Source organism: Hydrogenophaga sp. FW305-3-2-15-A-LB1 (assembly GCF_058787875.1).
Map to the genome: position 1 here is coordinate 19,593 of NZ_JBYTAE010000009.1, position 26,360 is coordinate 45,952.

The window sequence follows — 26,360 nt, forward strand, 5'->3', positions numbered from 1 at the left end:
TTTTTTCATTCAAGCAAAAGGTCTTTCGATGATTTCCTATCCCGTGGCGGTTGACGGTGTCGTCAGCCGCGTGCTCCAGGCCGGTGCGGCCGGAACCCCCGTCGTCTTTGTGCATGGCACGGCCACGCGCGCGGACCGCTGGGCGATGAACCTCGATGCGCAGGCGGCCGCGGGCCGGCGCGCGTTCGCCATCGACCTGCCCGGCCACGGCTTCGCGCAAAAGGGTGCTGGCGTGTCCTGCAGCGTGCCGGCCTATGCCGAGTTCGTGGGCCGCTTCATCGCCGACACCTTCGATGGCGAGCCCGTGGTGCTGGTGGGCACCTCGCTCGGCGGCCACGTGGCCGCGCGCCTGGCGGTGGCCCGGCCGCAGGCCCTGCGCGGCCTGGTGCTGGTGGGCAGCATGGGCCTGGCACCGCTGGGCGACGAGCTGCGCGCGCGCATCGGCGGCGGCGCCGGCAACCAGACGCGCGAGGCGATCGCGATGAAGTTCACGCGCGTGGTGCGCGACCAGGCCTTGGTGACCCCCGAGTTGATCGACGAGGAATACCGCGTCAACAACTCGCCGGGCGCGGCCGAGTCGCTGGCGGCGCTGGGCCGCTACATCGCGCAGCGGCTCGACGACGACCTCGCCGGCCCGGCGCTGGCCGCGCTGGACCTGCCCAAGCTGCTGGTCTGGGGCGACGTGGATCCGGTGGTGCCGCCGGCCATCGGCGGGCAGGCGCACGCGCTGCTGGCCGGCAGCCGGCTCGCGCTGATCGCGGGCACGGCGCACACGCCCTACCTGGAACAGCCCGAGGCCTTCAACCGGCTGCTCGATGCCTTCCTCGACGGCTCGCTCGGCCGCCAGGCCATCCCCGGCGTGGAGGTGCGTTGACCATGGCCGCCCGCTGCATCGTCAACGGCCAGCTGATCGACGGCACCGGCGCGCCGCCGCGCCCGCTGGCCTGGCTGGAGATGGACGCCGGCCGCGTGGGGCGCGTGCAGCTGGCCGGCCCCGGGGCCGAACCACTGCCCGAGGGCGCCACCGTGGCGCTCGACGCCACCGGCTGCACGGTCATGCCCGGCCTGATCGACGCCCACTGCCACCTGAGCTACGGCGACGCGCGCACCATCGAGGAGCAGGACCTGTACGCTTCGGCCGAGTACCGCGCGCTGCGCGCCGGCTGGCACGCGGGCAAGGTGCTGCGCGCGGGCGTCACCTCCATCAGCGACCCCGGCGGCAGCTGGAACATCGCGGTGGCGGTGCGCGACGCGATCCGCGCCGGCATCGTGCCCGGCCCGCGCATGAGCGCGGCCGGGCGCTACCTCACGACCCACACCGGCCTGGCCGACTACTTCCCGGCCTGGGTCGGCGAGCTCCCCTCGGGCGTGGGCGCCCAGACCTTCGATGCCTCGGCGATGCTCACCGAGGTGCGCCGCCAGGCGAAGAACGGCGTGGACTTCATCAAGGTCGCGGCCAGCGGCGAGTCGGCCACGCTGACCCCGGGCGGCGGCAGCGTGCCGGCGTTCCGGCGCGAGGAGTTGATGGTCATCGTCGACGAGGCGCACCGCCTGGGCAAGCGCGTGGCCGCGCACGCGCGCAGCGGCGTGGCGGTGCACGACTGCATCGACGCCGGCATGGACTGGATCATGCACGGCGACTACATGACCCGCGAGCACTGCGAGCGCCTGGCCGAGAGCGGCATCCCGCTCTGCCCCACGCTCACCTTTCTCGCCAACATCGCGGACTGGGGCCACCTCGCGGGCTGCTCGCCGGCGCGCATCGAGCGCCTGCGCCGCAACTACGAGACCGCGATCGAGGCGCTGGGCCACGCGCGCGAACTGGGCGTGCAGCTGATCACCGGCACCGACACCGGTTTCGCCATCACGCCGTTCGGCGAATGGCACGCGCGCGAACTGGAGATCTTTGTCGACCGCCTGGGCATGACACCGCTGGAGGCGATCACCTGCGCCACGCGCAACGCCGGCTTCACGGTCGACCCGGGGCAGGTGGGCACGCTGCAGAGCGGCTGGTGGGCCGACGTGCTGGTGGTCGCGGGCGACCCCTCGCGCGACATCCGGCTGCTGCAGCGCAAGAGCGCGATCCGCGCGGTCTTCAAGTCGGGCAAGGCGGTGGACCTGCAAGCCGATCCCGACCGCATCGAGCGCTGGGCCTGGGAGAGAACGATGGCCGTCTCGGCCAGCGAGCTCACCTGGGACATGGTCCACGGCACCTGAGCCGTTTTCACACCTACAAGGAGAACCCCGATGAGACACACCCTGAAATTGGCATTGGCCTGCGCGCTGGTCGCGGCCAGCGGCGCCGCGATGGCCCAGTTCCCGACGGCCGGCAAGGCCATCACCATCGTGAATCCCTACCCGCCCGGCGGCCTGGGCGATCTGCTGGCGCGCGCCATCGCGCGCCAGATGAGCGAGTCCCTGGGCACGCCCGTCATCGTCGAGAACAAGCCCGGTGCCAACGGCGCCATCGGCACGGCCTACGTGGCGCGCGCCCAGCCCGACGGCTACACCATCGGCTCGGTGCCGATGAGCACGCTGACCATCAACCCCATCATCTACAAGGACCTGGGTTACCAGCCGAAGGAACTCACGCCCCTGACCCAGGCGGTGACCTTCGCCAACGTGCTCGTGGCCAACAGCAGCGTGCCGGTCAACAGCCTGGCCGAACTGCCGGCGTACCTGAAGGCCAGCGCCGCGAACCTGAACTTCGCCTCGCAGGGCAACGGCTCCAGCGGCCACCTCGAAGGCTCGCTGCTGAACATGGCGGCGGGCACCAAGATCACGCACGTGCCCTACAACGGCAGCGGCCCGGCGCTGCAGGGCCTGCTCGCGGGCGAGGTGCAGTTCATGTTCGAGACCTTGCCGGCGGCGATCCCGCTCATCAAGTCGGGCCGGCTCAAGGCGCTGGGCGTGGCCAGCGCCACGCCCCAGCCGCTGGCGCCCGAGATTCCGCCGATCGCCAGCGTCATCAAGGGCTTCGAGGCCAGCAACTGGATCGGCCTGATCGCCCCGCCCCGCCTGCCCGCCGACGTGCAGGCCAAGCTCAACGAGCACATCGTGCGCGCGCTCAAGACGCCCGAGCTGCAGCGGCTGGCGGCGGACCGTGGCGTGACCCTGGTCGCGAGCAACCCCGAGGGGCTGGCCAAAGCCATCGAGGCCGACACGAAGAAGTGGACCGAGGTGGTGCGCGAATCCAAGATCACCAAAGACTGACGGGAAAGCCTGCCGTGGACCTGCATCTGCATGGAAAAAAAGTGGCGGTGACCGGTGCCTCGCGCGGCATCGGCGCCGCGATCGCGCGCGCCTTCGCGCGCGAAGGGGCGAACCTGGTGCTGCTCGCGCGGGACGGCGCGGCGCTCGAGGGCCTGGCCGGGGAGCTGCGGGGCGCGCACGGCGTGCGCGTGGCCGTGCGCGCGGCCGACCTGAGCGATGGCGCCGGCATCGGCGCGCTGGCCGATGCGCTGGCCGACGTGGACGTGCTGGTGAACAACGCCGGCGACATCCCCGGCGGCACGCTGTCGCAGGTGGACGAGGCGCGCTGGCGCCAGGGCTGGGACCTCAAGGTCTTCGGCTACATCAACCTCATGCGCGCGGTCTACGAACACATGCGCGGGCGTGGCGGCGGCGGTGTGATCGTCAACAACATCGGCCAGGCCGGCGAGACCGCGAACTTCGGCTACATCGCGGGCGCGGCGGGCAACGCGGCGCTCATGAGCGTGACGCGCTCGCTCGGCTCCATGAGCCTGTTCGACGGCATCCGCGTGCTGGGCGTGAACCCGGGCTCGGTCGACACCGAGCGCTCGCGCCGGCTCAAGCGCGCCGAGGCCGTGCGCCGCTGGGGCGACGAGCAGCGCCACCAGGAGCTGTTCGACGAATTGCCCCTGGGCCGGCCCGCCTCGCCCGACGAGGTGGCCGACCTGATCGTGTTCCTCGCTTCGCCCCGGGCCGCGTACATCAGCGGCTCCATCCACACCATCGATGGCGGCGGCGGCAAACGGCCGCCCAAGCCCAACCCCTGAGCTTCAACACATGAAACTGGTTTCCTTTCACACGCCGGATGGCATCCGGCTGGGCGCGGTCGTCTCTCGCGACGGCACCGAGCAGGTGGTGGACCTGCACCAGGCCGACCCGCGCATCCCGGCCGATCTCGGCGCCGCGCTGGCCCTGGGGCTGGACGCGCCCGCGTTCGCCCGCGCCGCCGCTTCGGCCACGGCCCGGGCCGTGCCGCTGGCCGGCATCGAGTTCGCCCCGCTGGTCCCCCGGCCCGGCAAGGTGGTGTGCCTGGGCCTGAACTACGCCGACCACGCGAAGGAGGGCGGCCGCGACCGGCCGGCCTACCCCTGGTTCTTCCTGCGCGGCGCGAGTTCGCTGCTGGGCCACGGCCAGCCCGCGCTGCGCCCGCGCGTGTCCGAACAGTTCGACTACGAGGCCGAGCTCGCGCTGGTGATCGGCCGGCGCATCCGCCACGCCCGGGGCGCGGCCGCGCTGGACGCGGTGTTCGGCTACAGCTGCTTCAACGACATCTCGGTGCGCGACTACCAGCGCCGCACGCCGCAGTGGACCGTCGGCAAGAACTTCGACGCCACGGGCGCCTTCGGCCCGGTGCTGGTGACCGCCGACGAGCTGCCGCCCGGCGCGACCGGCCTGGGCATCGCGGCGCGGCTCAACGGCCAGACCGTGCAGCAGGCCAACACCGCCGACATGCTGTTCGGCGTGCAGGAAACCATCGAGCTGCTCAGCGAGTGCATGACGCTGGAGCCCGGGGACGTGATCGTGATGGGCACGCCCGCCGGCGTGGGCGTCGCGCGCACACCGCCGCTGTGGATGCGCCACGGCGACGTGATCGAGGTGGAGATCGAAGGCATCGGCACGCTGCGCAACGCCATCGAAGACGAGCGCTGAGTGCCCCTTTAACCAGGAGAACCGCATCATGGACCGTCGACAGACTTTGAAGACCTTGGGTGGGGCCGCCGCCGTGGCCGGCGCCTGGCCCGCGTTCGCCCAGGAGCGGCCCGTGCGCATCGTGCTGCCCTACGCGGCCGGTGGCCAGTCGGACACGGCCTCGCGCCTGCTCGGCGAGCACATGGCGCGCACGCTGGGCCGGCCCGTCATCACCGAGAACCGGCCGGGCGGCGGCGCGCTGATCGCGACGCGCTACGTGCAGTCGGCGCCGCCCGATGGCGACACGGTGCTGTTCTACAACTGGGGCTTCGTGACCCTGCCCATGTTGCAGAAGGCCGCGACCTACGACCCCACCAAGGACTTCGATCCGGTCTGCCGGGTGGGCAACGGCCCCAACTTCCTGATGGTCAACGACAGCGTGCCGGCCAAGACCCTGCCGGAGTTCCTGGCCTATGCGCGCACCTTGCCCCAGCCCATCGAATGCGCCAACTCCGGCATCAACACGGGTGGTCACATCGCGGCCGTGCTGCTGGAGAAGCTGGCCAAGGTGCCCATGCTGCACGTGCCGTACAAAGGCTCGTCGGAGGTCACCACCGCCTTGATCACCCACCAGGTGAAGATGCAGGTCAGCGTCACCACCGATTCGCTCAACCCCCACATCCAGTCGGGCAAGGTGCGCGTGCTCGGCATCGCGACCCGCCAGCGGTCCCCGCTCGCGCCCGAGCTGCCCACCATCGGCGAGTTCGTGCCCGGTTACGCGGTCGATGGCTGGTACGGCATCCTGGCGCCCGCGCGCACGCCGCTGGCGCGGCGCGAGGCGCTGTCGGCGGCCTTCCGCGCCGCGCTGGAAGACCCGAAGATCAAGGAGCGCCTGACCCAGCTCTACCTGGAGGTGGCGCACGCGGGGCCGAAGGAGTTTGCCGAGGAGGTGGCGGCCTCCGAGGCCAACTTCCGCAAGATCGTGCAGACCACGGGCCTGCAGGCCCAGTAGCCCGCGTTCGCATGGGCCCGGACCTGCTGCCCGCGCTCGGCCGCCTGGCCACCGCCACGCCGCCGCTGGAGGCCGCGCTGCGCACCGACGTGGCCGACAGTTTTCTCGACACGCTCGCGGTGGCCCACGCCGGGCGACACGAGCCGGTGGTGCGCAAGCTGACGGCCTGCCACGGCGAACACCCCGCGTTGGCCGAGCACGCCGCGCTGCGGCAGGCCACGGCCGCGCACGCGCTGGACTTCGACGACGTGCAGCTCGCCAGCGTGGTGCACCTCAGCGCGGTGGTGGTGCCGGCCCTGATCGCGGTCGCGCGGACCGCCGCCGAACGGCCCGCGCCGCAGGACATGGTGGCGGCCTACCTCGCCGGCCTGCGCGTGGCGCGGCGGCTGGGCCGGGCGCTCGGGCCCGCGCACTACGCGGCGGGCTGGCATGCCACCAGCACCATCGGCCCCGTGGCGGCGGCCGCCGCCGTGGCCCGCCTGGGGCGCGCGCCTTCCGAGGTGGCGGTGAACGCCATCGCCCTCGCGCTGTGCCAGGCCAGCGGCCTGCAGAAGAGCTTCGGCTCCATGGCCAAGCCCTTGCAGGCCGGCCTGGCCGCGGCCGCGGGCGTGCGCTCGGCGCTGTGGGCGCGCGCGGGCCTCCAGGGCCCGGCGGACCCCTTCGGCCCGGGCGGTTTCCTCGCGCTGTATGGGGGGGCTGCGGAGGGCCTCGACGCGCCGGGCGACGAGGCCTTCACGGTCGATGTCGCGCGCAAAGGTTTTGCTTGTTGTTACGGCGCCCACCGCCTCATCGCCGCCGCGCTGGACCTGCACCGGCAACTCGGCGGGCGCGCGTTCGAGGCGGTCACCGTCACGGCGCAGACCGGCACGCTGCGGCCCTTGCGCGCGGCACCGCCCACCAACGGCAACGAAGCAAGGTTCTGCGCCGAGCACCTGATCGCGGTGGCGCTGGTGGACGGCGAGGTCGCGCGGCGGCATTTCGAGGACCCGAGCCTGCAGCGGCCGGACCTGCTGGCCGCGCGCCGCCGCGTGACGGTGATCGAGAGCGGTCCCACCGCCACCGCGCTGGGCGACGGCGTGGTGACGGCCCGCTGCGCGCTCGCCGACGGCAGCGCGCTGCAGAGCGCGCCCGTGTTGTTCTTTCCAGGATCGCCCGAGTCGCCGCTCAGCGCGGCGGCGTTCGAGGCCAAGCTGCTCGACTGCCTCGACGGTTCGCCGTCGGCGCTCGCCGCCCTGCGGCGCGAGGTCGCGGCAATGTTGGATACCCCCACAGGAGTTCATGCATGAAAGCAGCCGTGGTCACCGAGGCCGGCGTCCGGATCCGCGACCTTCCCACGCCCCACCCCTTGTCCCACGAGGTGCTGGTGCGCGTGCGCGCCAGCGCGCTCAACCGCATCGACCTCGCGGTCGCGGCCGGGCAGCACCATGGCAGCGTGGGCGGGCCGGGCAGCCCGATGGGCCTGGAGTTCGCCGGTGAGGTCGTGGAAGTCGGCCCTGAGGTGCCGCACCTGCGGCCGGGCGACCGGGTCATGGGCTCGGGGCGCGCGGCGCACGCCGAGTACGCCGTCACCGACTGGGGGCGGGTCTACCCGCTGCCCGAGCACCTGAGCTTCGAACAGGGCGCCACGCTGCCCGTGGCGCTGCAGACCATGCACGACGCCCTCGTCACCCACGGGCGGCTGCGGAAAGGTGAAAGCGTGCTGATCCAGGGCGCCAGTTCGGCCGTGGGCCTGATGGGCCTGCAGATCGCGAAACACCTGGGCGCCGCGACCGTGCTGGGCACCTCGACCCAGCGTTCGCGGCTCGAACAGCTCCAGGCCTGGGGCGCCGATCGGGCCATCGACACCAGCGACCCGGCCTGGGCCGAGCAGGTGATCGAAGCGACACAAGGCCAGGGCGTGCACCTGATCGTCGACCAGGTCTCGGCCTCGGTGGCGAACGCCAACCTGAAGGCGGCGCGCGTGCAGGGCCGCATCGTCAACGTCGGCCGGCTGGGCGGTGACCGGGGCGAGTTCGACTTCGAGCTGCACGCCTTGAAGCGCATCCAGTACGTGGGCGTGAGCTTTCGCACCCGCTCGGTGGAGGAGGTGCGCGAGATCAGCCGCCGCGTGCGCGAAGACCTGTGGGACGCGGTGGCGGCCGGTCAGCTGCGCCTGCCCATCCACCGCACGTTCGCGCTCGGCGAGGTCGCCGAAGCGCTGGCCTGCATGGGCGCCAACGCGCATTTCGGCAAGCTGGTGCTCGCGATGTGAACCCGAAAAAGCCGATGGCCGCCGTGGACGGATCGTCCATCGGCGGCCATCGGCCAGGGGGCGTGGTCAGAACCGCGGTTTAGCCGCCGTTGCTGCTGCGCGATTCCACGCGTTCGGCGCGCACGTCACCCCGTGCCTTGCTGTCGGCCAGCACCGGCTGGGCGTATTGGCCGGAGAACAGTTCGTTGGCCTTGACACCGGTCTGGCCGTCGATCACGTAGTCGCCCGTGCGGATGGCTTCGGCCACTTCGGCCTTCACTTCGGCGCGGGTCTTGCCCACGGCGGCGGTGGCGGCCACGGCCTTGTCGGCGCGGGCTTGGGCGTACTGGGCGGGGAACAGCTCGTTGGCCTTGGCGCCGGTCTGGCCGTCGGCCACGATGTCACCGGTGCGGATGGCTTCGGCCAGCTCGGCCTTCACCTCAGCGCGGCTCTTGCTCACGGCCACGGGCTGGGCGTAGAGGTGGGGGGCGAGGTCCTTGTAACGGGCACCGGTTTGGCCGTCGGCGATCAGGTCACCGTTGCGTTGGGCCTGGATCAGTTCGGCGCGGACTTGTTCGCGGGTCTTGCCCACGGAGGCATCGGCGGCGAAGGCGTGGCCGGCAACGAGGGTGGAGAGGGCGATGGCAACAACAGACAGCTTTTTCATGACAGTTTCCTTGGAGAGGGTTGAACATGCCGGTCGGTCCGTTGTGCGGTCTGGCCGGCTTCGATGCCTCTGCGGAGGGGTTTGCGTGCATCGATGGGATGAAATGTAAAGTTTCTGAATCAGAAGAAAAACAGCACTGGAAGGCTTTATGTATTGCTGAATTGGCAACAATGAGGGCAAATTTCTCCGGGAAAACCCTTTAAATTGGGTCTCATGGACCGTCTGACTTCAATGCGTGTTTTTCAGAAAGTGACCGACGAAGGCGGCTTCGCGGCCGCCGCCCGGGCGCTCGACCTGTCGCCCGCCGTGGTCACGCGACTGGTGGCCGATCTGGAAGACCACCTGGGCACCCGCCTGCTGCACCGCACGACGCGCCGCGTCTCCCTCACCGACGCGGGCGAGAACTACCTCGACCGGGTGCGCGTGATCCTGCAGGAGCTCGACGAAGCGCACGCGCTGGTGAGCTCGCAGACCAGCGAACTCGCGGGCGTGCTGCGCCTGCTGGCGCCACCCGTGCTCGCCACGCACGTGCTCGCGCCCCTGGTCAGCGGCTTTCGGCAGGCCTACCCCAAGATCCTGCTCGACATCGACGTGGAGTCGCACCGCGAGCCGCCGATCCAGGACTACGACATCACGCTCATGGGTACGCCCGCCTCGTTCGACGCCAACGTGATCGCGCGCAAGGTGCTCTCCAGCGTCACCGTGCTGCTGGCCTCGCCCGCCTATCTCCAGCGCAAGGGCACGCCCGCGCGGCCCGAGGACCTGGCGCAACACGACTGCCTGCGCTACAGGGCTGCGGTGGGCCGGGGCCGCAGCTGGCGCCTGCTGCACGAGACGGACGAAGCCCGCTTCGTCGACATCGAGGTGCGGCCCGTGCTCTGGGTCAACCACCCCGACACCCTGATGCACGCCGCGCTCGATGGCGCCGGCATCGGTGCCTGCGCCATCGGCCTGGCCGCGCCCTTCATCGAAAGCGGCGAGCTGGTGCGCGTGCTCAACCCCTGGATCACCGACCGGCTGACGATGTACGCGGCCCTGCCCAGCCGCAAGTTCATGCCGCGCCGCACCGAGGTGTTCCTGGACTACCTCGTCGAGCAGACCCGTGCCCGCGTGGGCAGCGCGCTCACCACCTGCACACCTGCCGAGGCCAGTCTGGCGGTCTAGGTCGCGCGGTTCAGGTGGGCACCCTCTTTTTCGCGTAGTCGACGAAGAAGTCGAAGCTGCCCGGGTTCTGCATGGCATCGGGGCTGGCCACCTGGTCGGGTGGCGCGCCGAGCAGCAGCTTGCGCACCGGCACCTCCATCTTCTTGCCGCTGAGCGTGCGCGGGATGTCGGCCACCTGCAGCACCTCGTTGGGCACGTGCCGCGAAGAGGCCTTCGACCGGATCTGCTCGACGATGCGCGCCTTGAGCGCCCCGTCCAGCGCCAGGCCCGGCTGCAGCACCACGAACAGGGGCATGAAGGAGGGCCGGCCGAGGTACTCCAGGTCCACCACCATGCTGTCGCGCACCTCGGGCAGCTCTTCCACCACCCGGTAGATCTCGGCGGTGCCCATGCGGATGCCGAAGCGGTTGATGGTGCTGTCGGAGCGGCCGTAGATCACCGAGGTGCGGCGCTCGGTGAAGCGGATCCAGTCGCCGTGGCGCCAGACGCCGGGGAAGGTGTCGAAGTAGCTTTCCCGGTAGCGCCGGCCGTCCGGGTCGTTCCAGAAGAAGACCGGCATGGAAGGCATGGGCTGGGTGATGACCAGCTCGCCCACCTCGTTGACCACCGGCTGGCCCGCGTCGTTGTAGGCCTGGGCGGCCACGCCCAGTTCGGGGCACTGGATCTCGCCCGCGTGCACCGGCAGCGAGGGCGCGCAGGCCACGAAGCCGGCCGCGATGTCGGTGCCGCCGCTGATCGAGGCGAGCCAGACGTCGGGTTTGACCGCGCTGTAGACCCAGCGGTAGGCATCGATGGGCAGGGGCGAACCGGTGGCGTTGATGGCGCGCAGGTGCTGGAGCGAACAGAAGTCGCGCGGCCGCAGGCCGTCCTTCATGGCGTTGATGAGGAAGGCCGCGCCGCAGCCGAACAGGGTGACGCCCTGTTCGTCGAGGAAGCGCCAGAGCGCCTGGGTGTCCGGCCAGCTGGGGTTGCCGTCGTAGAGCACGATGGAGGCGCCCGTGAGCAGCGCGCCGACCTGCCAGTTCCAGACGATCCAGCCCGTGCTGCCCAGGAACAGCAGCCGGTCGCCCGCGCGCAGGTCGTGCTGCAGGGCCATGGTCTTGAGGTGCGTGAGCACGATGCCGCCGTGGCTGTGCACCATGGCCTTGGGCAGGCCGGTGGTGCCGGAGGAGTACACGATCCAGAGCGGGTGCGCGAAGGGCACCCGCTCGTAGCGCGGCGCCGCCGCGTGCTGGATGCACTCGGACCAGTCCAGGCGGTCGCGCCAGCCCACGGCGCGGGTGGTGTGCGCCGGGCCGTGCACGTGCACCACGTGCCGCACGCTGGGCAGTTCGGCGAGCAGGCTCTCGACCTGGGGCGCGCGGTCGTGCGCCTTGCCGTTGTAGCGGTAGCTGTCGGTGGCGAACAGCACCTTGGGTTCGATCTGGCGCAACCGGTCCAGCACCACGGTGGGCCCCATGTCGGGCGCGCAGCTGGACCAGATGGCGCCCACGCTCGCGCAGGCCAGGAAGGCGATCACCGTCTCGGGCCGGTTCGGCAGGTAGCTGGCCACGCGGTCGCCGGGGCCGACGCCGAGCGAGCGCAGGGTGGCGGCGAGCGCGGCGGTGTCGCGCTCCAGCGAGGCCCACGAGAGGCTCAGCAAGGGTTCGTCTTCGGCGTGCGCGAGGATGGCGGGGCGCTCGGCGGTGGCGTTGCGGAAGATGTGCTCGGCGTAGTTCAGGCGCGCATTCGGAAACCACTGCGCATGCGGCATTCGCCGCTCGCCGAGCACGGGTTGCGGGCTGCCCTCGGCCACCACCTCGAAGTGTTCCCAGATGGATTGCCAGAAGCCGTCGAGGTTTTCGGTGGACCAGCGCCAGAGCTCGTCGTAGGACGTGGTGCGCACGCCCTTGTGTTCGCCCAGCCAGGCCTGGTAGTGGGCCAGGCGGCTGGACCGCACCTGCTCGGCGGTGGGCGACCAGAGCAACTCGCCGGCGCCGTCCGGCAAGGGGTGGGCGTTCGAAGCGGTGGTGGTCGCCATGATCAGAAGCGGTGGCGGATGCCCACGCGCAGCGCGTTCTGGCTGTCGTCGGACGACGGGCCGTTGGTCACCAGCACCGCGCGCGTGTTCGGGCCCGAGGCCTTGCGCGCGTTGTAGGTCACGTACACGTCGGTGCGCTTGGAGAGGTAGTAGTCGGCGCCCAGCGTCACGGTGGTCCAGGCGGAAGACTCCAGCTTGGCGCGCTGCACGCCCGAGGACAGGATCAGCTCGCCGAGCTTGTACGACAGCGAGAGGCCGACCGTCTTCATCGCGTCCGAGGCGCCGTTGGCCAGCTCGAACGTCGAGCGCGTGGTCAGGGCCGCCACGGTGGCCGGCCCGAAGGCGTAGGAGGCGCCGATGCCGGTGGCCTGGTACTCGGGCAGCACGAAGGCGGTGGCCGCGGTGGCCAGCGGGGTGCCGAGGAACTGCGACACGCCGTAGCTGCTGCCCGGGCGCACGGTGTGGCCCTGGATGCTGGTGGTGGCCACGCCCAGGTTGAACGGGCCGTTGCCGTAGGTCGCGCTGGCGCTCCAGGCGTTGCCCGCATTGGTCGCGCTGGTGCCGCCTTCGGAGAGCGCGCGCTGCACCGCGACCTTGAAGCCGGCGAGGTCGGGGCTCACGTAGGTGATCTGGTTGTCCAGCCAGGCGCCGGCCACGCGGTCGGCGTCGCCCGGCGTCATGCCGTAGATGCCGGTGTTGAAGCCCGGGTGGTAACGCAGCAGGGCACCCACCATCTGGTCGAACTGGCGGCCCACCGTGAACTGGCCCAGCTTCTGGTCGGACAGGCCGACGAAGGCCGCGCGGCCGAACGCCAGGCCGCCCTGGCGCAGCGTGCCGTTGTCGGTCGCCACGCCCATCTCCAGGTTGAAGATCGCGGCCAGACCACCACCGAGGTCTTCGCGCCCACGAAAGCCGATGCGGCTGCCCTGGGACACGCCGTCGTCCACGCGCGTGACGCCGCTGCCGCCGACGTTGCTCACCCGGCTCAGGCCGATGTCCAGCACCCCATAGAGGCTGACGCTGGACGTGGGCGCGGGGGCCGTTTGCGCGAAGGCGCTGAGCGGGCTCAGCGCGACCATGCCGAGGCAGGCCAGACCAACGAGTTTCGAATGTTTCACAGTGCTTGCTCCATTTGCCAGTGGTGGCGCCTGCGTGGCGCCGGTTGCGATTCCGGAGCGGGTGCTCCGGGCCTTGGGTGGGCCTTGCGGCCGTTTTCGGGCAACAGAAGCCCCGGCACGTGCGCCCTGGGGCGCGCGCGCAGCGCTCTGTCGGGGAGGGGGAAAGGAAATGGCTTGCGGGTGCGCTTGGCTCAGATCAACGTCAGCAGGCGGCGCGGGGTCTTCACCAGGATGGTGTCCACGTCGGCCTGGGTGAATCCGCGGCGCAGCATGCGCGGCGCGATGTTGGCGAAGATGTGCTGGTAGCCGTGGCCGCCGTAGCGGCCCAGCCGCGTGCGGGTGCAGATGTCGTGGCTGATCAGCACCTGATCGCGGTGGCCCCGGTCGACCAGCAGTTTGACCATGCGCAGCCGCGCGCCGTCGTTGGGCATGTCGATGTCGGCCGCCGGGTAGGCGGTCTGCTCCCAGCCGAACAGGTCGAACTCGATCACGCAGCCGGTGTCGGCCAGGCGCAGCAGCCGCTCGTCGTCGAAGATGGTGCGGTCGATGTGGCTGATGACCACGCGGTCCACCGGCAGGCCACGCGCGCGAATGAAGTCCACCACCTCCATCGGCTGGTCGGCGTCGCGCCCGGGGTGCACGTTGAGCGCGGCCCCGGTGGCCTGCATCGCGGTGAGCGCGCCGTGCATGACGCGCCGCTCCAGGTCCGTCCACGGGGCCTGGCAACCGATCTCGCCGATGATGCCGGCGCGCACCTGGGTGCCCCAGGCGCCCACGGTGAGTTGCTCCACCATCTCGCGCGCGAAGTCGTCGGCCGTTCGCGTGTGGTTGGCCGGGTGCTGGTAGTCGTTCACGTAGTGGCCGCAGCCCATGACGATGTGCACGCCGGTGGCCCGCGCCACCTCCACCAGCCGATCGGGCTGGGGGTTGAGGCCGCCCACCGTGAGGTCCACCAGCGAGGCGCCGCCCGCGGCCTTCATGTCGCGCAACTCGGCCACGGCCACGTCGGTCTCGTCCAGCCGGTAGTTGCGCATGAAGGGCTTCTGGCCGTAGGCGATGCCCCAGCAGTTGCAGAGCTCGATGTCGGCTTCCTGCTCGGCCGGCGGGTTCAGGCGCAGCGGGGGCGGCGTGAGGTCGATGAAGACGTGCTCGTGCATGAGCGTGGGCCCCAGCTCGGCGGGGTCCACCAGGCCGAGCACGGTCTGCACGCGGCCTTGGCGCGGCTCGGCGGCGCTCATGGCTGAAGGCCCTGGCCGTAGCGGTCCACGAAGGCTTCGAAGGCGCCGTGGAAGCGGTCCAGGTCCTCGTCGGTCAGCGGCAGCGACAGCACGATGAAGCCGCGCCGCGCGACGTAGAAGCCGTGGGCCAGCATGTGGAAGAAGAACAGGTCCTTGACGATCTGTTCGGCGGCGGGGATGTCGTCGCAGTGGCGGATCTCGCCCGGCGTGGCGTGCAGGTTCATGAGCGTGCCCAGGCCGGTGAACTGCAGGCGGGTGCCGCGCGCCCGGGCGGTCGCGTTCAGGCGCTCGCGCAGCGCGTCGCCGCGCGCGTTGAAGGCCACCGCCACCTCGGGCGTGTAGACCTGGCTCAGGCCCGCGATGCCGGCCGACATGGTCATCACGTTGTTGTTGAAGGTGCCGGCGTGGCCCAGGTGGCCCGGCACGCGCGGGTCGAACAGCGCCATCACGTCCTGGCGGCCACCGAAGGCGCCGAAGGACATGCCGCCGCCGATGTACTTGCCCAGCGTGGTCAGGTCCGGTGCGATGCCCAGGGCGGCCTGGCGCCCGCCCGGCGTCAGGCGCGAGGTCATCACCTCGTCGAACACCAGCAGCGCGCCGGTCTCGGTGGCGAGGCGGCGCAGGTCGGCCAGGAACTCGGGGCGCCCGACGATGCAGCCCCCGGCGCCCTGCATGGGCTCGACCAGGATGGCGGCCAGGTCTTTCGCGTGCTCGGCCACCAGCGCGGCGGTGCCGGCCTGGTCGTTGTAGGTGCCCAGCACGAAGTCGTGCGGCACGTTGATCGGCGAGTGGCCGGCGGCGAAGGTGAGCACGCCGCCGTGGTAACCGCCCTTGAACACGAGGATCTTCTGCCGCCCGGTGAAGTGTTTGGCCGCCGCAATGGCCAGCAGGTTGGCCTCGGTGCCGGAGTTGGTGAAGCGCAGGCGCTGCACCGAGGGGAAGCGGCTGGTCACGAGTTGCGCCAGCCGCGCTTCGAGCAGGTTGTGGCCGGTGAGGTTGATGCCGCCGTCCAGCGCCGCCTGGATGGCTTCGCGGATCACCGGGTGGCTGTGGCCGTACAGGCCGGCCGTGAACTCGCCCAGGAAGTCGAGGTATGGATGGCCGTCCGCGTCCCAGAGGCGGGCGCCTTCGCCGCGGGCCATGGCCAGCGGAAAGGGCTCGTAGTAGAGCACCGAGCGGGTGTTGCCGCCGGGCATGACGGCGGTGGCCGCCTGGTAGCGGCTTTGGCTCTGGGGGTGGCGCGCCACGTAGGCGTCGCGCAGCTGGCTCAGTTCGGTGTCGAGGTTCATGTGATGGTCAGAGAAGGCAGGGGAAATCAGCCGGCGGTGTCGTCCAGCGGCCAGAGGGGGCGCCGCACGTTGCGGTAAGGCAGGGTGCGCAGGTCGGTGGCGTGGATGCCGCCCGATTCCACGAACACGATGCCGCGCGCGATGGGTTCGAGGTCGGCGCGGAAATGGTTGATGCCCTTGAGGGCGAGCACGTTGAGCCGCTCGACGTCCACGCCGAGCACGCGGTACTGGCCGCGCTCCTCGGCCTGCACGCGGTTGCTGGCGACGATGACCTGCACCTCGCCGCATTGCAGCAGGGCGCTGGCGCCGATGGAGGCCGGTGTGCCGGTCTTGAAGGGGCCGGTGCGCACGAAGCGGCCGTCGGACACCGCGAGCACCTGGGCGCGCACGGCCACGGGCCCGCCGCCGAAGGCCGGGTCGGTCTTGCCGCCGATGCGCAGGTCCAGCGCCTGGCCCACGCCGGCTTCGATCGCCTGGCGGGCGCTCTCGGGGTCGTGGAGCAGCCCCACCAGCGTGCCCGGCAGGTTGGCGGCCAGCAGGGCCTGCAGCAGGGCGGTGGCGTCGCCGTAGCCGCCGCCGCCCGGGCCGTCGGTGTAGTCGGCCAGGATCAGCGGGCCGCGGCCCTGGGCCGGCTCGCGGCAGCGCGCCAGCGCCTCGTCGACGCTTTGCAGGTGCACGGTCTTCTGGTCGCGCCAGCGGTAGGCGTCGTCGATCAGCTCGTCCGCCACGCGCTGGCACAGCGCGGCGTCGCCGTCGCCGACCACCAGCACCGAGGGGCCGGCTTCGTAGACGTCGCCCATGTAGTAGCCCGCGTTCAGGCTCACATCGAGCACGGCCGCCTCGCGCTGCTCCCAGGCCCGCGCGCGGGCGTGCAGGCGCGTCATGGGGCCCTCGCGCAGCGTGCGGCCCAGGTCCATGCCGGCGATCATGTCGCGCCGCGCGAGGTGCACGCGCGGGCAGATCTCGCCGGCCAGGGCGCGCCCCACCAGCGCGCAGGCCCGCTGGCCGGCCTCGTACTGGTCCACGTGCGGCGTGGTGCGGTAGCTGGTGAGGATGTCGGCGTAGCGCACCATGGCGTCGGTGACGTTGGCGTGCAGGTCCAGCGTGGCCGCGACCACCACGCGCGGGCCGACCTGCTGGCGGATGCGGCACAGCAGATCGCCTTCGGGGTCGGGCAGGCCTTCGACGAACATCGCGCCGTGCAGCGACAGCACCACGGCGGCCACGTGAGGATGCTCGGCCAGCGCGCGCAGCATGGGCTCGGTGAGCGCGTCGTAGGCCGCGCGGGTGACGGGCCCGGCGGTGGAGGCGCAGGCGCTGACCGTGGGCACGAGCTGCCAGCCCTGCGCCTGCGCGGCGTCGATGATGCCGCCCAGCTCGGTGCGCGTGCCGCGCATGCGCTCGACGAGCTCGTCGCCGAACAGCAGCTCCTCGCGGCCGAACTCGGCCAGCGTGGTGCGCAGCCGGCTGAAGGCGTGGCTCTCGTGGCTGAGCCGGGCCACCACCACTTGGGGGGCGTTCATGCCGTGGCTCCGTGGAAGGCGAAGCCGCGGCCGGGCACCGAGTCCAGCAGGGCGCGGGTGTAGGCGTGGGCCGGGTCGGCGAACACCTGGTGCGCCGGCCCTTCCTCGACGATGGCGCCCTGGTGCATCACGATGATGCGGTCGCAGATCTGGTTGGCCACGCGCAGGTCGTGGGTGATGAACAGCAGACCGATGCGCAGGCGTTGCTGGATGTCGTCGAGCAGCTCGAGGATCTGCGCCTGCACCGACACGTCCAGCGCCGAGACCGCTTCGTCGGCGATCAGCACCTGCGGGTTGCAGGCCAGCGCGCGCGCGATGCAGATGCGCTGGCGCTGGCCGCCCGAGAACTCGTGCGGGTAGCGGTGCAGCGCGTCCGGGCGCAGGCGCACCAGGCGCATCAGCTCCTCGGCGCGGGCCCAGGCCTGTTCGTGGCGCTGGCCGGCGTTGACCGCGCCTTCGATGATGGACTCGCCCACGGTCTGGCGCGGGTTGAGCGAGCGGTAGGGGTCCTGGAACACCACCTGCACCTGCTCGCGGAACGCCTTGAGCCGGCGCCCGCTGGCTTTCTCCACGGCCTCGCCGTGCGACAGCACCTCGCCCGCGCTGGGGTCGATCAGGCGCGCGATGCAGCGCGCCACGGTGGACTTGCCCGAACCCGATTCGCCCACGATGCCCACCGTCTCGCCGGGGCGCACGCGCAGCGACACGTCGCGCGCGGCGTGCACGTCCTTGCGGCCGCCGAAGAGGCGCCGCGTGCTGTAGGTCTTGGCCAGGCCACGCGCCTCGATCAGGGGCGCGGCCTCGGCCACGGGCGCGCGCCGCACCGGCTCGAGACCCGGCACGGCCGAGAGCAGCATGCGGGTGTAGGGCTCGCGCGGGGCCTGCAGCACCGCGAGCTTGGGGCCCTGTTCGACCATCTCGCCCAGTCGCATCACCACCACGTGGTCGGCGATCTCGGCCACCACGCCGAAGTCGTGCGTGATGAAGAGCACGGCGGTGCCGTTCTCGCGCTGCAGTTCCCGGATGAGCTTGAGGATCTCGGACTGCGTGGTCACGTCCAGCGCGGTGGTGGGCTCGTCGCAGATCAGCAGCGCGGGCTTGAGGATCAGCGCCATGGCGATCATCACGCGCTGGCGCTGGCCGCCCGAGAGCTGGTGCGGGTAGGCGCCGAAGATGCGCGGGGGCGAGGGCAGGCGCGTGCGGCCGAACACCTCGAGGATGCGCTCGCGCCGCTCGGCGGGCGAGAGATCGGTGTGCACGGCCAGCATCTCGTCGAGCTGCTGGCCGCAGGTCATGACCGGGTTGAGCGCGGTCATGGGCTCCTGGAAGATCATGGCCATGCGCTCGCCGCGCACGCGGCGCAGGCGCTCCGACGGCATGGCCAGCACGTCTTCGCCGAGCAGGCGCACGCTGCCGCGCACGGGCGACACGGCGGGCGGCAGCAGGCGCATCACGGTCTGCGCGATGACGGATTTGCCCGAGCCCGATTCACCCAGCAGGCAGGTGGTCCGGCCGGCGAAGACCTCGAAGCTGATGCGCTCGACCGCATGGGGCCGGTCGGCGTTGGGGGGCAGTTGCACCGTGAGGTCGTGGACCGTCAGCACGGGCTCGATGGCGGCGTGGGAAAGGGTCATGGTCAGGCTCCGCGGCGGCGCAGTTTGGGGTCCAGCGTGTCGCGCAGGCCGTCCCCGAGGATGTTCACGGCCAGCACCGTCAGCGCCAGGAAGGCGCCCGGGAACAGCACGTTCTCGGGGTGTTCGTTGAAGTTGACGCGGCCCTCGGACATGATGTTTCCCCAGGTCGGGATCTCGGGCGAGAGGCCGATGCCGAGGAAGGAGAGGATGGCCTCGACCAGCATGGCCGAACCGCAGACGTAGGTGGCGTGCACGATCAGCGGGGCCACGGCGTTGGGCAGGATGTGGCGCCAGAGGATCTTCCAGGTCGGTGTGTTCAGCGCGGCGGCGGCTTCCACGTACGGTTCCTCGCGCACCGAGAGCACGATGGAGCGCAGCAGCCGCGCCACGCGCGGGATCTCGGGAATGGCGATGGCCACCACGATGGTCAGCAGGCTGGCGCGCCACATCGAGACCAGCGCGATGGCCAGCAGGATGTTGGGGATGGCCATGAAGCCGTCCATGAGGCGCATCAGCACGCCGTCGAGGCGGCGGAAGTAGCCGGCCACCAGGCCGATCAGGCCGCCGCCCAGCATGGCGAGCACGGCCACCGCCACGCCCACCAGCAGCGAGACGCGCGCGCCGTAGGCGATGCGGCTCCAGGTGTCGCGCCCGAAGCCGTCGGCCCCGAGCAGGAAGAGGTGGTCCCTGGCGTCGCCGGCCAGGTCGGTGAAGGGCGCGCGCGTGCCGGGCGCGATGTTGATGCTGGCCGGGTCGATGGCGGAGGGGTCCACCGTGCCCAGCCAGGGCGCGGCCAGGGCCACGAAGGTCAGCAGGGCCAGCGCGCAGGCGCCGACGCGCACGGCGCCGTTGGCGCGCACCAGGCGCCAGGTGGAGGGCCGTTGGCGAGCCGGCGTGGCTTCTTCGGGGGCCACGGAGGGCAGGTCGCGGGGATCGGAGGTCATGGTCGTCATTCGGGCAGGTCGGTCAGTAGCGGATGCGCGGATCCAGCAGCACGTAGCTCAGGTCGATCAGCAGGTTGATGAGCACGTAGACCACCGAGAACAGCAGGATCACGCCCTGGATGACCGGGAAGTCGCGCGAGAGCACCGCGTCCACGGTGAGCTGGCCCAGGCCGGGGATGGCGAACACGGTCTCGGTGACCACCACGCCACCGATCAGCAGCGCGATGCCGATGCCGATCACCGTGACGATGGGCACGGCGGCGTTGGCCAGCGCGTGCCGCATGAGGACGGCGCGCTCGGCCAGGCCCTTGGCCCGCGCGGTGCGGATGTGGTCTTCGGTCAAGGCCTCCGACACCGCCGCGCGCGTGACCCGCGCGATCAACGCGGTGTAGACCAGCGAGAGCGTGATGGCGGGCAGCACCAGGTTCGCGAGCCAGGGGCCCACGCCCGAAGAGAGGCGCGCATAACCCTGCACCGGCAGCCAGCCCAGCTTGAGGGCGAACAGCCAGATCAGCGCGTAGCCGATGACGAACACCGGCACCGAAAAGCCCAGCACCGAGAAGCCCATCAGCATGCGGTCGAGCCAGCCGCCGTGGCGCGCCGCCGCGAGCACGCCCAGCGGCACGGCGATCAGCACGGCCAGCACGATGGTGAGCGCGGCCAGCGAGAGCGTGGGCTCCAGGCGCTGCGCGATCAGCGTGGCCACGCTGGTCTTGAAGTAGTAGGACTCGCCCAGGTCGCCGCGCAGCAGCTCCCCGATCCAGATCAGGAACTGCGAGGGCAGCGAACCGTCCAGCCCCAGGTTCTGGCGCACGCGGGCGAGGTCGGCCTCGGTGCCCATGTCGCCCACGATGAGCGCCGCGGGGTCGCCGGGCGTCAAACGCAGGATCAGGAACACGAAGACCGCGACGAAGATCAGGACCGGCAGCGTCGAAAGCAGCCGGCGGGCGATGAAGGTGTACATGGCGTGGGGACCGGCGGTGCGTCAGGGCTTGCTGATGTTCCAGTAGACGTTGGTCGCTCCGACGAGCACGCCGCTGACCACGCCTTTGCGGAAGGCCACCGGGCGCAGCAGCTCGCCCATGGGGGCGAAGGCGCCGATCTCGTAGGCGCGCACCTGGATGTCGTCGGCCAGCTGCTTGCGCTGCGCTTCGGTGGTGGCGCGCGCGTAGGCGGAGCGGAGCTGCTCCAGGCGCTCGTCGCTGGCCCAACCGAACCAGCCGGCTTCGCCGTTGGCCGACAGCGGGGCGTAGTTGATCGGGTTCAGCGCGTCCTCGGTGCCCCAGTAGGTCACGAAGGCGTCCCAGCCTCCCTGGCTCGCCGGCTCCTTCTTGGCGCGGCGCGCCACCACCGAGCCCCAGTCCATCGACTTCATGTCGACGGTGAAGCCGCCCTGGCGCAGCAGCTGCGCCACCACCGGCGGCAGCTTGGCCAGCAGGCTGTTGTCGGTGGCGTGCAGCAGCACCACCGGCTGGCCCTTGTAGCCCGCGGCCTTCAGCAGCTCACGCGCCTTGGCGAACTGCGGCTTGTCGGTGAAGCCCAGGCTCTTGGTCGAGGCCAATGGCGAGCCGCAGGGGTAGACCGACATGCAGGTCTTGTACAGCTCGGGAATGCCGACCTGCGTGCGCAGCAGCGCGTCCTGGTTCATGGACAGCATGGCGGCCTGGCGCACCCGCACGTCGTTGAACGGCGGCACCAGGTGGTTGAAGCGCAGCAGGTACTGCCCGCCGGCCGCGGCTGCGGTGGTGATGCGGTTGTTGGCCTTCAGGGCGTTGTAGTGCTCGAAGGGCACGGACTCGAGCATGTCGACCTCGCCGTTGACCAGGGCATTGACCTGCGTCTGCGCGTCCTTGAGCACCACCCACTCCACGCGATCGACCTTCACCGTCTTGCCGCCGGTGGTGCCCGAGGGGGCTTCGGTGCGCGGCACGTACTTGTCGTTCTTCAGGTAAACGGCGCGCTCGCCCGGGCGGAACTCGTCGGCCTTGAAGACGTACGGGCCCGAGCCGATGTGCTCGGCGATCTGCTTGTCGGCCGGTGTGTCGGCGATGCGCTTGGGCATGATGAAGGGCACCAGGGACGAGGGCTTGCCCAGGGACTCGAGCACCACGCCATACGGTTCGGTGAACACCAGGCGGAAGCTGCCGGCCGACACCGCCTCGGCCTTGTCCAGCACCGCGTACATGCGCTGGCCCATGGGGTCGCGCTTGGCCCAGCGCGCCAGCGAGGCGAGCACATCCTCGGCCGTCACCGGCTGGCCGTCGTGGAAGGCCAGGCCGGCGCGCAGCTTGAACGTCCAGCTCTTGCCATCGCTGCTCACGCTGTGGGACTCGACCATCTGCGGCTGGATGCGCCCTTTGGCGTCGGTGCCGAAGAGCGTGTCGTAAATCATGTAGCCGTGGTTGCGGGTGACCACGGCCGTGGTCCAGACCGGGTCCAGCACCTTCAGATCGGACGAAGGCACCAGGCGGAACGTGCTGCCCTGCGCCAGGGCGGACGACGCCGCGAGGACGAGGGCAGCCCCCAGGGTGGAGGCGAACATGAAGCGGCGCGTGAAGGGCATGGGCATTCCTTGGTGGACACGTTGAGTGGGGACGTTCAGCTTCAAGCAAGCAATATGCCACGCATGACAATTACTTTATTGTTCACTGGATAATTAGATTTTGTCGGATGGAGCATGGCGACAGGAGAGGGATAACCCTAGGCGGCAGGCTGGAGCCCTTGCCCGACAACGGTGCGCGCAACGCACCAAACGGGCCGCTGGGGCGCCCGGGAAGGGTGCATGGCGCGGGGGTGGAGCGTGTACCATCGGCCCGGCATCCTCAACGCCGTCTCGACGCCATGCCCCCCTCAGCTTCCTCCAAGCCCGCCCGCAAGACGGCGGGAAGGCCCACCAACAGCACCATCACGCGCGAGCTCATCGTCGAGGTGGCGCTTGCCCAGATCGACCGGGTGGGCATCCATGCGTTCAGCATGCGGGACGTGGCGCGGTCGCTGGACGTGTACCCCAGCACCATCTACTGGCACCTGGCGTCGAAGGACGCGCTGCTGGCCGAGGTGTCGAACCTGGTGATGGCCGGTGTGGTGCCGCCACGCGGCGAAGGCGACTGGCGCGCCTGGATGCGCAAGCTGTTCAACCGCTACCGCAAGTCCGTGCGCAAGCACCCCAACGTGGCGCAGTTGATCGGTGCGCAGCTGGCGTCGAACGGCGCCTTGAGCACCGACCTGATCGAAGGCGTCATCCAGGCCCTGCTGGAAGCGGGCGCCACCGAGGCCAACCTGCGCGAGGCCTACAACTGCGTCATCTCCGCGATGATGGGTTTCATGACGATGGAACTGGCGCCCCTGCCCACCGACGATCCCGAGGGCTGGGCCACCGCGCTGGAAGGCCGGGTGCGCTCCATCGACCCGCTGGCCAATCCCACGCTGGTGCGCTACCTGCCCTTGCTGGCCAACCGCGCTTTCATCCTGCGCTGGCAGAACGGCACCGACGTGCCGCTCAACAGCAGCTTCGATGCCCACGTCGAGATTTTTCTCGGGGGCCTCGAGGTCTTTCTGCGCGGCGAGGCGCCCCAGGCGAGCTGAGGCGGTCGCCGCCGGGCGCCAAAGTGTCTGCTTTGGCGTGCCACCGCTCGCGCTGTTGAAGGGCTGAGCCCTGTCAGAGCCTGAACGCCGTCAAGCGCGCCTTGGCGGCCTGCAAGAGACCACCGCGCCCGCTGGGCGCCTGGGCTTTGGTCTCGCCCGGGGCGAGGATCTGCATCGCTTCGCCCGAGGCCAGGCGCCGCGCCAACTGGGTTCGCGCCGCATGGGCCTCGAAGGAGGCGTGGCTCAGCACGTGCACCTGAAGGTGGCGCCCCAGCGTGCCCCGCAGCTTCTGGCAGGCCGCGGCCATGGCGGCGGCATCGGGCAGGCGTTCGCCGTGCACGATGAGCAGGTTCAGCGTGCCCTCGGCGTCCTCGCCCAGCAGCACGGCCTGCAGCACCGAGTCCTTGAACTTGGTGCGCAGCATGGCGCGCAGCGGCTCCGCCGCGGCGAAGGACTTGAGCGCGATGCGGCGCAGCTCGGCGTAGAAGACGAAGCCGGTGTTCGCGCTCACCGGCCCGGCCTCGCCATCGGCTTCGGCGGGGTGCTGGATCAGAATGCCGCTCTGCAGCAGGTGCTGCTGCGTGCGCTCGACATCGTCGGGCGTCAGCCGCGTCGCCTTGGCGAGCGCGGACCTCGAGTGCGGTTGGGTGGGGTTGGCGAAAACGGTTTTGAGGATCTGTTGAACCTCAGGCGCCAGAAGGAAATCGGCGGCGCTGCTCGTGCGGGAAGTCATGACCGCGACTTTGACACAAGCGCCGACCTCGCCGCCGGTCGGCAAGGGTTAGAGCGACAACCTCTTGAAGAGGCGCTCGGGAATGGACCTGATGATGGCCATCACGCCCCACCAGAACCAGGGCGCGTAAACGACATCGCGTCGCTTGGCGATGCCGCGAAGAATCTCTTGGGCGATGGCATCGGGAGAACTCCAAAGCGGCCCCTTCTTGTCGAATGCCGCCGTCATCGGTGTGTCCACGAACCCCGGCTTGATCGTCAAGACCTGGACGCCCGACTTGTGCAATCGGTTGCGCAGGCCTTGCAGGAACGTCGCCACGGCACTTTTCGCGGTGCCGTACACGTAGTTGGATTGCCTGCCGCGATCGCCGGCCACCGAACCGAGAACGACGATGGCGCCCTGCTTTTGCGCTTCAAATTGGTTCGCCAGATGGGTTAGCAACGAGATGACGCTGATGGCGTTGGTGTTCAGTTCCTGGAGCGCGGTCTGGAAATCCTGCTCACAGGCTTTTTGATCGCCCAATGTGCCGTGGGCAATCAGGGCCACGTCGAGCCCCCCGAGGGCGCCTGCGGCGGCGTCGATCACAGCGGCATGCTGTGCAAAGTCGTTCACGTCCAGCGCCGCACACTGGACCGACTGAGCGCCGCGAACTTTCAGATCGCCCGCGATCTCGTGCAGATGATCCCTGTCGCGCCCGACCAGATAGAGCTCATGCCCCTCGCGCGCCCAGCGACGCGCCGTCGCTTTCGCGATGGCTGAAGTCGCACCGATGATCAAAATTCTCGTCATGATTTGTTGGGTACAGATGAATCTGAAGGGCGTGCCTGCGTGCAGCGCTTATGCCAAACCCAGTCGACGGGACTGGGTCGACATGAATTTGCCGTGGGCATGCCAGCGTGCGCGCACGTCCTCGAACTCCTGCCACCGTGGGTAACTCGCCTTGAACATGGCTTCGCTCATCCGGGCATCCTTGGCCAGATACAGCCGCCCGCCATGCGCGGCAACGATGCTGTCCAGCACGTCGAGCAGTTCAAATGTCGCGGCTTCCGCTTTGAAATCCACCGCCAGCGAATACCCTTTCAGGGGGAAACTCAACGGGTTGGCATTGGCGTCGCCAAACAATTTCAGAACAGCGAGGAAAGCACCGAGTCTGGATTGACCGATGTGTTGGAGTATTTCCCGCAATCCGTCCGCACCGGATGCCTTGGGCAATACAAACTGGTATTGCAGAAATCCAGGGCGGCCATACAAGCTGCTCCACCCGGCAATGGCATCCAGCGGGGCAATAAATGACTCGAACGGCTTGCGCGACTTTTGTGCATTGGCGCGTGCCCGGCCGTAATAGGCGGCATTGAACATCTTGGCCACCGCTCGATTGAGCAAACCCGAGGGCATTTCGGCAGGTATTCCAAGGGCCTTGACCTGTTGTGCGACCAGCGGGCCTTCGGTGCATTGCTCCCCCATGACGAGAATGGAGCGGCCCAGGTGGGTGCCACGCGCCATGCAGTCGATCCAGGCGACCGAATAGGCGCTTGCGGCGTGCGCGTCAAAGGCTTCGAGCACCGCGTCCAGGCTGGGTGTCTTGATCCTGGTCTCCAGGATGTCGCTGGCGGTGATGGCTTTGAGCCGCAACACGGCGGACACGATGACGCCGGTCAGGCCCATCCCGCCACAGGTGGCGTGGAAAAGCTCGGCCTTGTCGGATGGGGACGCACCCACGCACTCCCCGTTGCCCAAAAGAATCCGAATCGACGCAACATGGGCGCTGAAGGTGCCGTCACGGTGGTGGTTCTTTCCGTGGACGTCACTGGCAATGGCACCGCCGACGGTGATGAAGCGTGTGCCGGGCATGACGGGCAGGAACCAGCCGCGTGGCACGAAGGTTCGCAGAATGTCATCCAGCGAAACACCTGCATCGCAGCAAAGCACACCCGTCTCCGGATCAAAGTCATGAAACCGATCCAGATAGCGGGTTGAAAGAACCTGGGGGCCCAGCGCACTGTCGCCATAGCTTCGCCCCCGCCCGCGAGCGATCAGTGGCAAGGCGCCAGGCACGGCACGCATGCACTGCTGTCTCGACAGCGGCTCGGCCACATGGGCTTCTTGCCTCGGATAGCGACCCCAGCCATGCAACTCCATCAGGCCGCCTGGGGTGCAACGCTTTCGCGGTGGATGGTGCAGTCCAATGCCAGGCCGATGGCACCACCAATGCATCGCATGGTGATGGAGAGGCGAGGTGGACGCATGGCGGCGATGCTAGCATGGGAGTTGTCCATGCCACGGGCTGGAATGGACAACGGCCGCAGGGTTCGCCGATAAAAA

At 70.0% G+C, this 26,360-nt stretch carries 23 protein-coding genes; 10 read left to right on the top strand and 13 right to left on the bottom strand.

Annotation, left to right across the window (positions count from 1 at the left end):
- Window positions 1–28 precede the first annotated feature (28 nt).
- The 8 genes from AC3WPZ_RS04280 to AC3WPZ_RS04315 are packed head-to-tail and all read left to right on the top strand — an operon-like array spanning window position 29 to window position 8,144.
- Entirely contained in the window at window positions 29–874 is an 846-nt protein-coding gene (locus tag AC3WPZ_RS04280; RefSeq protein ID WP_492438354.1) for an alpha/beta fold hydrolase, read from the top strand.
- Window positions 875–876: 2 nt separating this feature from the next.
- Complete coding sequence (locus AC3WPZ_RS04285; protein ID WP_492438356.1) at window positions 877–2,217, top strand: metal-dependent hydrolase family protein; 1,341 nt, start codon at window positions 877–879, stop codon at window positions 2,215–2,217.
- Window positions 2,218–2,247: 30 nt separating this feature from the next.
- Window positions 2,248–3,213 (top strand): Bug family tripartite tricarboxylate transporter substrate binding protein, encoded by a 966-nt coding sequence (locus AC3WPZ_RS04290; protein WP_492438358.1) that lies wholly within the window; start codon window positions 2,248–2,250, stop codon window positions 3,211–3,213.
- 14 nt (window positions 3,214–3,227) lie between these two features.
- A complete protein-coding gene (locus AC3WPZ_RS04295) occupies window positions 3,228–4,019 on the top strand; it encodes a short-chain dehydrogenase/reductase (RefSeq protein ID WP_492438360.1) in 792 nt (263 codons plus the stop codon).
- Window positions 4,020–4,029: 10 nt separating this feature from the next.
- Window positions 4,030–4,902: a fumarylacetoacetate hydrolase family protein gene (locus AC3WPZ_RS04300; RefSeq protein ID WP_492438362.1), complete on the top strand. Its 873-nt coding sequence runs from the start codon at window positions 4,030–4,032 to the stop codon at window positions 4,900–4,902.
- A 28-nt stretch (window positions 4,903–4,930) separates the two neighbouring features.
- A complete protein-coding gene (locus AC3WPZ_RS04305) occupies window positions 4,931–5,893 on the top strand; it encodes a Bug family tripartite tricarboxylate transporter substrate binding protein (RefSeq protein ID WP_492438364.1) in 963 nt (320 codons plus the stop codon).
- An 11-nt stretch (window positions 5,894–5,904) separates the two neighbouring features.
- Window positions 5,905–7,179, top strand: coding sequence for an MmgE/PrpD family protein (locus AC3WPZ_RS04310; RefSeq protein WP_492438366.1), 1,275 nt, complete (start codon window positions 5,905–5,907; stop codon window positions 7,177–7,179).
- Window positions 7,176–8,144 carry a zinc-binding dehydrogenase gene (locus AC3WPZ_RS04315; RefSeq protein WP_492438368.1) on the top strand — a complete coding sequence of 323 codons (969 nt, stop codon included), beginning with the start codon at window positions 7,176–7,178 and terminating at the stop codon, window positions 8,142–8,144. The genes AC3WPZ_RS04310 and AC3WPZ_RS04315 overlap by 4 nt, the downstream gene beginning before the upstream one ends.
- 79 nt (window positions 8,145–8,223) lie before the next feature.
- Here AC3WPZ_RS04315 and AC3WPZ_RS04320 read toward each other — a convergent pair whose 3' ends face one another.
- Window positions 8,224–8,790, bottom strand: coding sequence for a DUF4148 domain-containing protein (locus AC3WPZ_RS04320; protein WP_444688856.1), 567 nt, complete (start codon window positions 8,788–8,790; stop codon window positions 8,224–8,226).
- Window positions 8,791–9,003: 213 nt separating this feature from the next.
- Here AC3WPZ_RS04320 and AC3WPZ_RS04325 point away from each other — a divergent pair, with 213 nt between their 5' ends.
- Window positions 9,004–9,954 (top strand): LysR family transcriptional regulator, encoded by a 951-nt coding sequence (locus AC3WPZ_RS04325; protein ID WP_382322453.1) that lies wholly within the window; start codon window positions 9,004–9,006, stop codon window positions 9,952–9,954.
- A gap of 10 nt (window positions 9,955–9,964) precedes the next feature.
- Here the strand turns inward: AC3WPZ_RS04325 and AC3WPZ_RS04330 are convergent, their stop codons facing one another.
- From AC3WPZ_RS04330 to AC3WPZ_RS04370, 9 genes are all read right to left on the bottom strand, one after another.
- The gene (locus AC3WPZ_RS04330) at window positions 9,965–11,974 is read right to left on the bottom strand and encodes an acetoacetate--CoA ligase (RefSeq protein WP_492438371.1); all 2,010 of its coding nucleotides are present in this window, start codon (window positions 11,972–11,974) and stop codon (window positions 9,965–9,967) included.
- Between the two features lie 2 nt (window positions 11,975–11,976).
- A complete protein-coding gene (locus AC3WPZ_RS04335) occupies window positions 11,977–13,092 on the bottom strand; it encodes a porin (RefSeq protein ID WP_444688858.1) in 1,116 nt (371 codons plus the stop codon).
- A 191-nt stretch (window positions 13,093–13,283) separates the two neighbouring features.
- The gene (locus AC3WPZ_RS04340; protein ID WP_492438374.1) at window positions 13,284–14,330 is read right to left on the bottom strand and encodes a phosphotriesterase family protein; all 1,047 of its coding nucleotides are present in this window, start codon (window positions 14,328–14,330) and stop codon (window positions 13,284–13,286) included.
- Window positions 14,327–15,619, bottom strand: coding sequence for an aspartate aminotransferase family protein (locus AC3WPZ_RS04345; RefSeq protein WP_492438376.1), 1,293 nt, complete (start codon window positions 15,617–15,619; stop codon window positions 14,327–14,329). Before AC3WPZ_RS04345 ends, AC3WPZ_RS04340 begins: the two co-directional genes overlap by 4 nt.
- 26 nt (window positions 15,620–15,645) lie before the next feature.
- The gene (locus AC3WPZ_RS04350) at window positions 15,646–17,142 is read right to left on the bottom strand and encodes a M81 family metallopeptidase (protein WP_492438378.1); all 1,497 of its coding nucleotides are present in this window, start codon (window positions 17,140–17,142) and stop codon (window positions 15,646–15,648) included.
- Window positions 17,139–18,776, bottom strand: coding sequence for an ABC transporter ATP-binding protein (locus AC3WPZ_RS04355; protein WP_492438380.1), 1,638 nt, complete (start codon window positions 18,774–18,776; stop codon window positions 17,139–17,141). Before AC3WPZ_RS04355 ends, AC3WPZ_RS04350 begins: the two co-directional genes overlap by 4 nt.
- Before the next feature lie 2 nt (window positions 18,777–18,778).
- The gene (locus tag AC3WPZ_RS04360; RefSeq protein ID WP_382327902.1) at window positions 18,779–19,720 is read right to left on the bottom strand and encodes an ABC transporter permease; all 942 of its coding nucleotides are present in this window, start codon (window positions 19,718–19,720) and stop codon (window positions 18,779–18,781) included.
- A gap of 22 nt (window positions 19,721–19,742) precedes the next feature.
- A complete protein-coding gene (locus AC3WPZ_RS04365; RefSeq protein WP_492438382.1) occupies window positions 19,743–20,684 on the bottom strand; it encodes an ABC transporter permease in 942 nt (313 codons plus the stop codon).
- Window positions 20,685–20,705: 21 nt separating this feature from the next.
- On the bottom strand, window positions 20,706–22,283 hold the full coding sequence (locus AC3WPZ_RS04370) for an ABC transporter substrate-binding protein (protein WP_444688861.1): 1,578 nt from the start codon (window positions 22,281–22,283) through the stop codon (window positions 20,706–20,708).
- 278 nt (window positions 22,284–22,561) lie between these two features.
- Here AC3WPZ_RS04370 and AC3WPZ_RS04375 point away from each other — a divergent pair, with 278 nt between their 5' ends.
- Window positions 22,562–23,305, top strand: coding sequence for a TetR/AcrR family transcriptional regulator (locus tag AC3WPZ_RS04375; RefSeq protein WP_382322444.1), 744 nt, complete (start codon window positions 22,562–22,564; stop codon window positions 23,303–23,305).
- A 73-nt stretch (window positions 23,306–23,378) separates the two neighbouring features.
- Here the strand turns inward: AC3WPZ_RS04375 and AC3WPZ_RS04380 are convergent, their stop codons facing one another.
- The 3 genes from AC3WPZ_RS04380 to AC3WPZ_RS04390 are packed head-to-tail and all read right to left on the bottom strand — an operon-like array spanning window position 23,379 to window position 26,132.
- Complete coding sequence (locus tag AC3WPZ_RS04380; RefSeq protein ID WP_382322443.1) at window positions 23,379–24,038, bottom strand: hypothetical protein; 660 nt, start codon at window positions 24,036–24,038, stop codon at window positions 23,379–23,381.
- Window positions 24,039–24,086: 48 nt separating this feature from the next.
- Window positions 24,087–24,827 carry an SDR family oxidoreductase gene (locus tag AC3WPZ_RS04385; RefSeq protein ID WP_492438385.1) on the bottom strand — a complete coding sequence of 247 codons (741 nt, stop codon included), beginning with the start codon at window positions 24,825–24,827 and terminating at the stop codon, window positions 24,087–24,089.
- Between the two features lie 48 nt (window positions 24,828–24,875).
- Entirely contained in the window at window positions 24,876–26,132 is a 1,257-nt protein-coding gene (locus tag AC3WPZ_RS04390; protein WP_492438387.1) for an FAD-binding oxidoreductase, read from the bottom strand.
- Window positions 26,133–26,360: the final 228 nt, after the last annotated feature.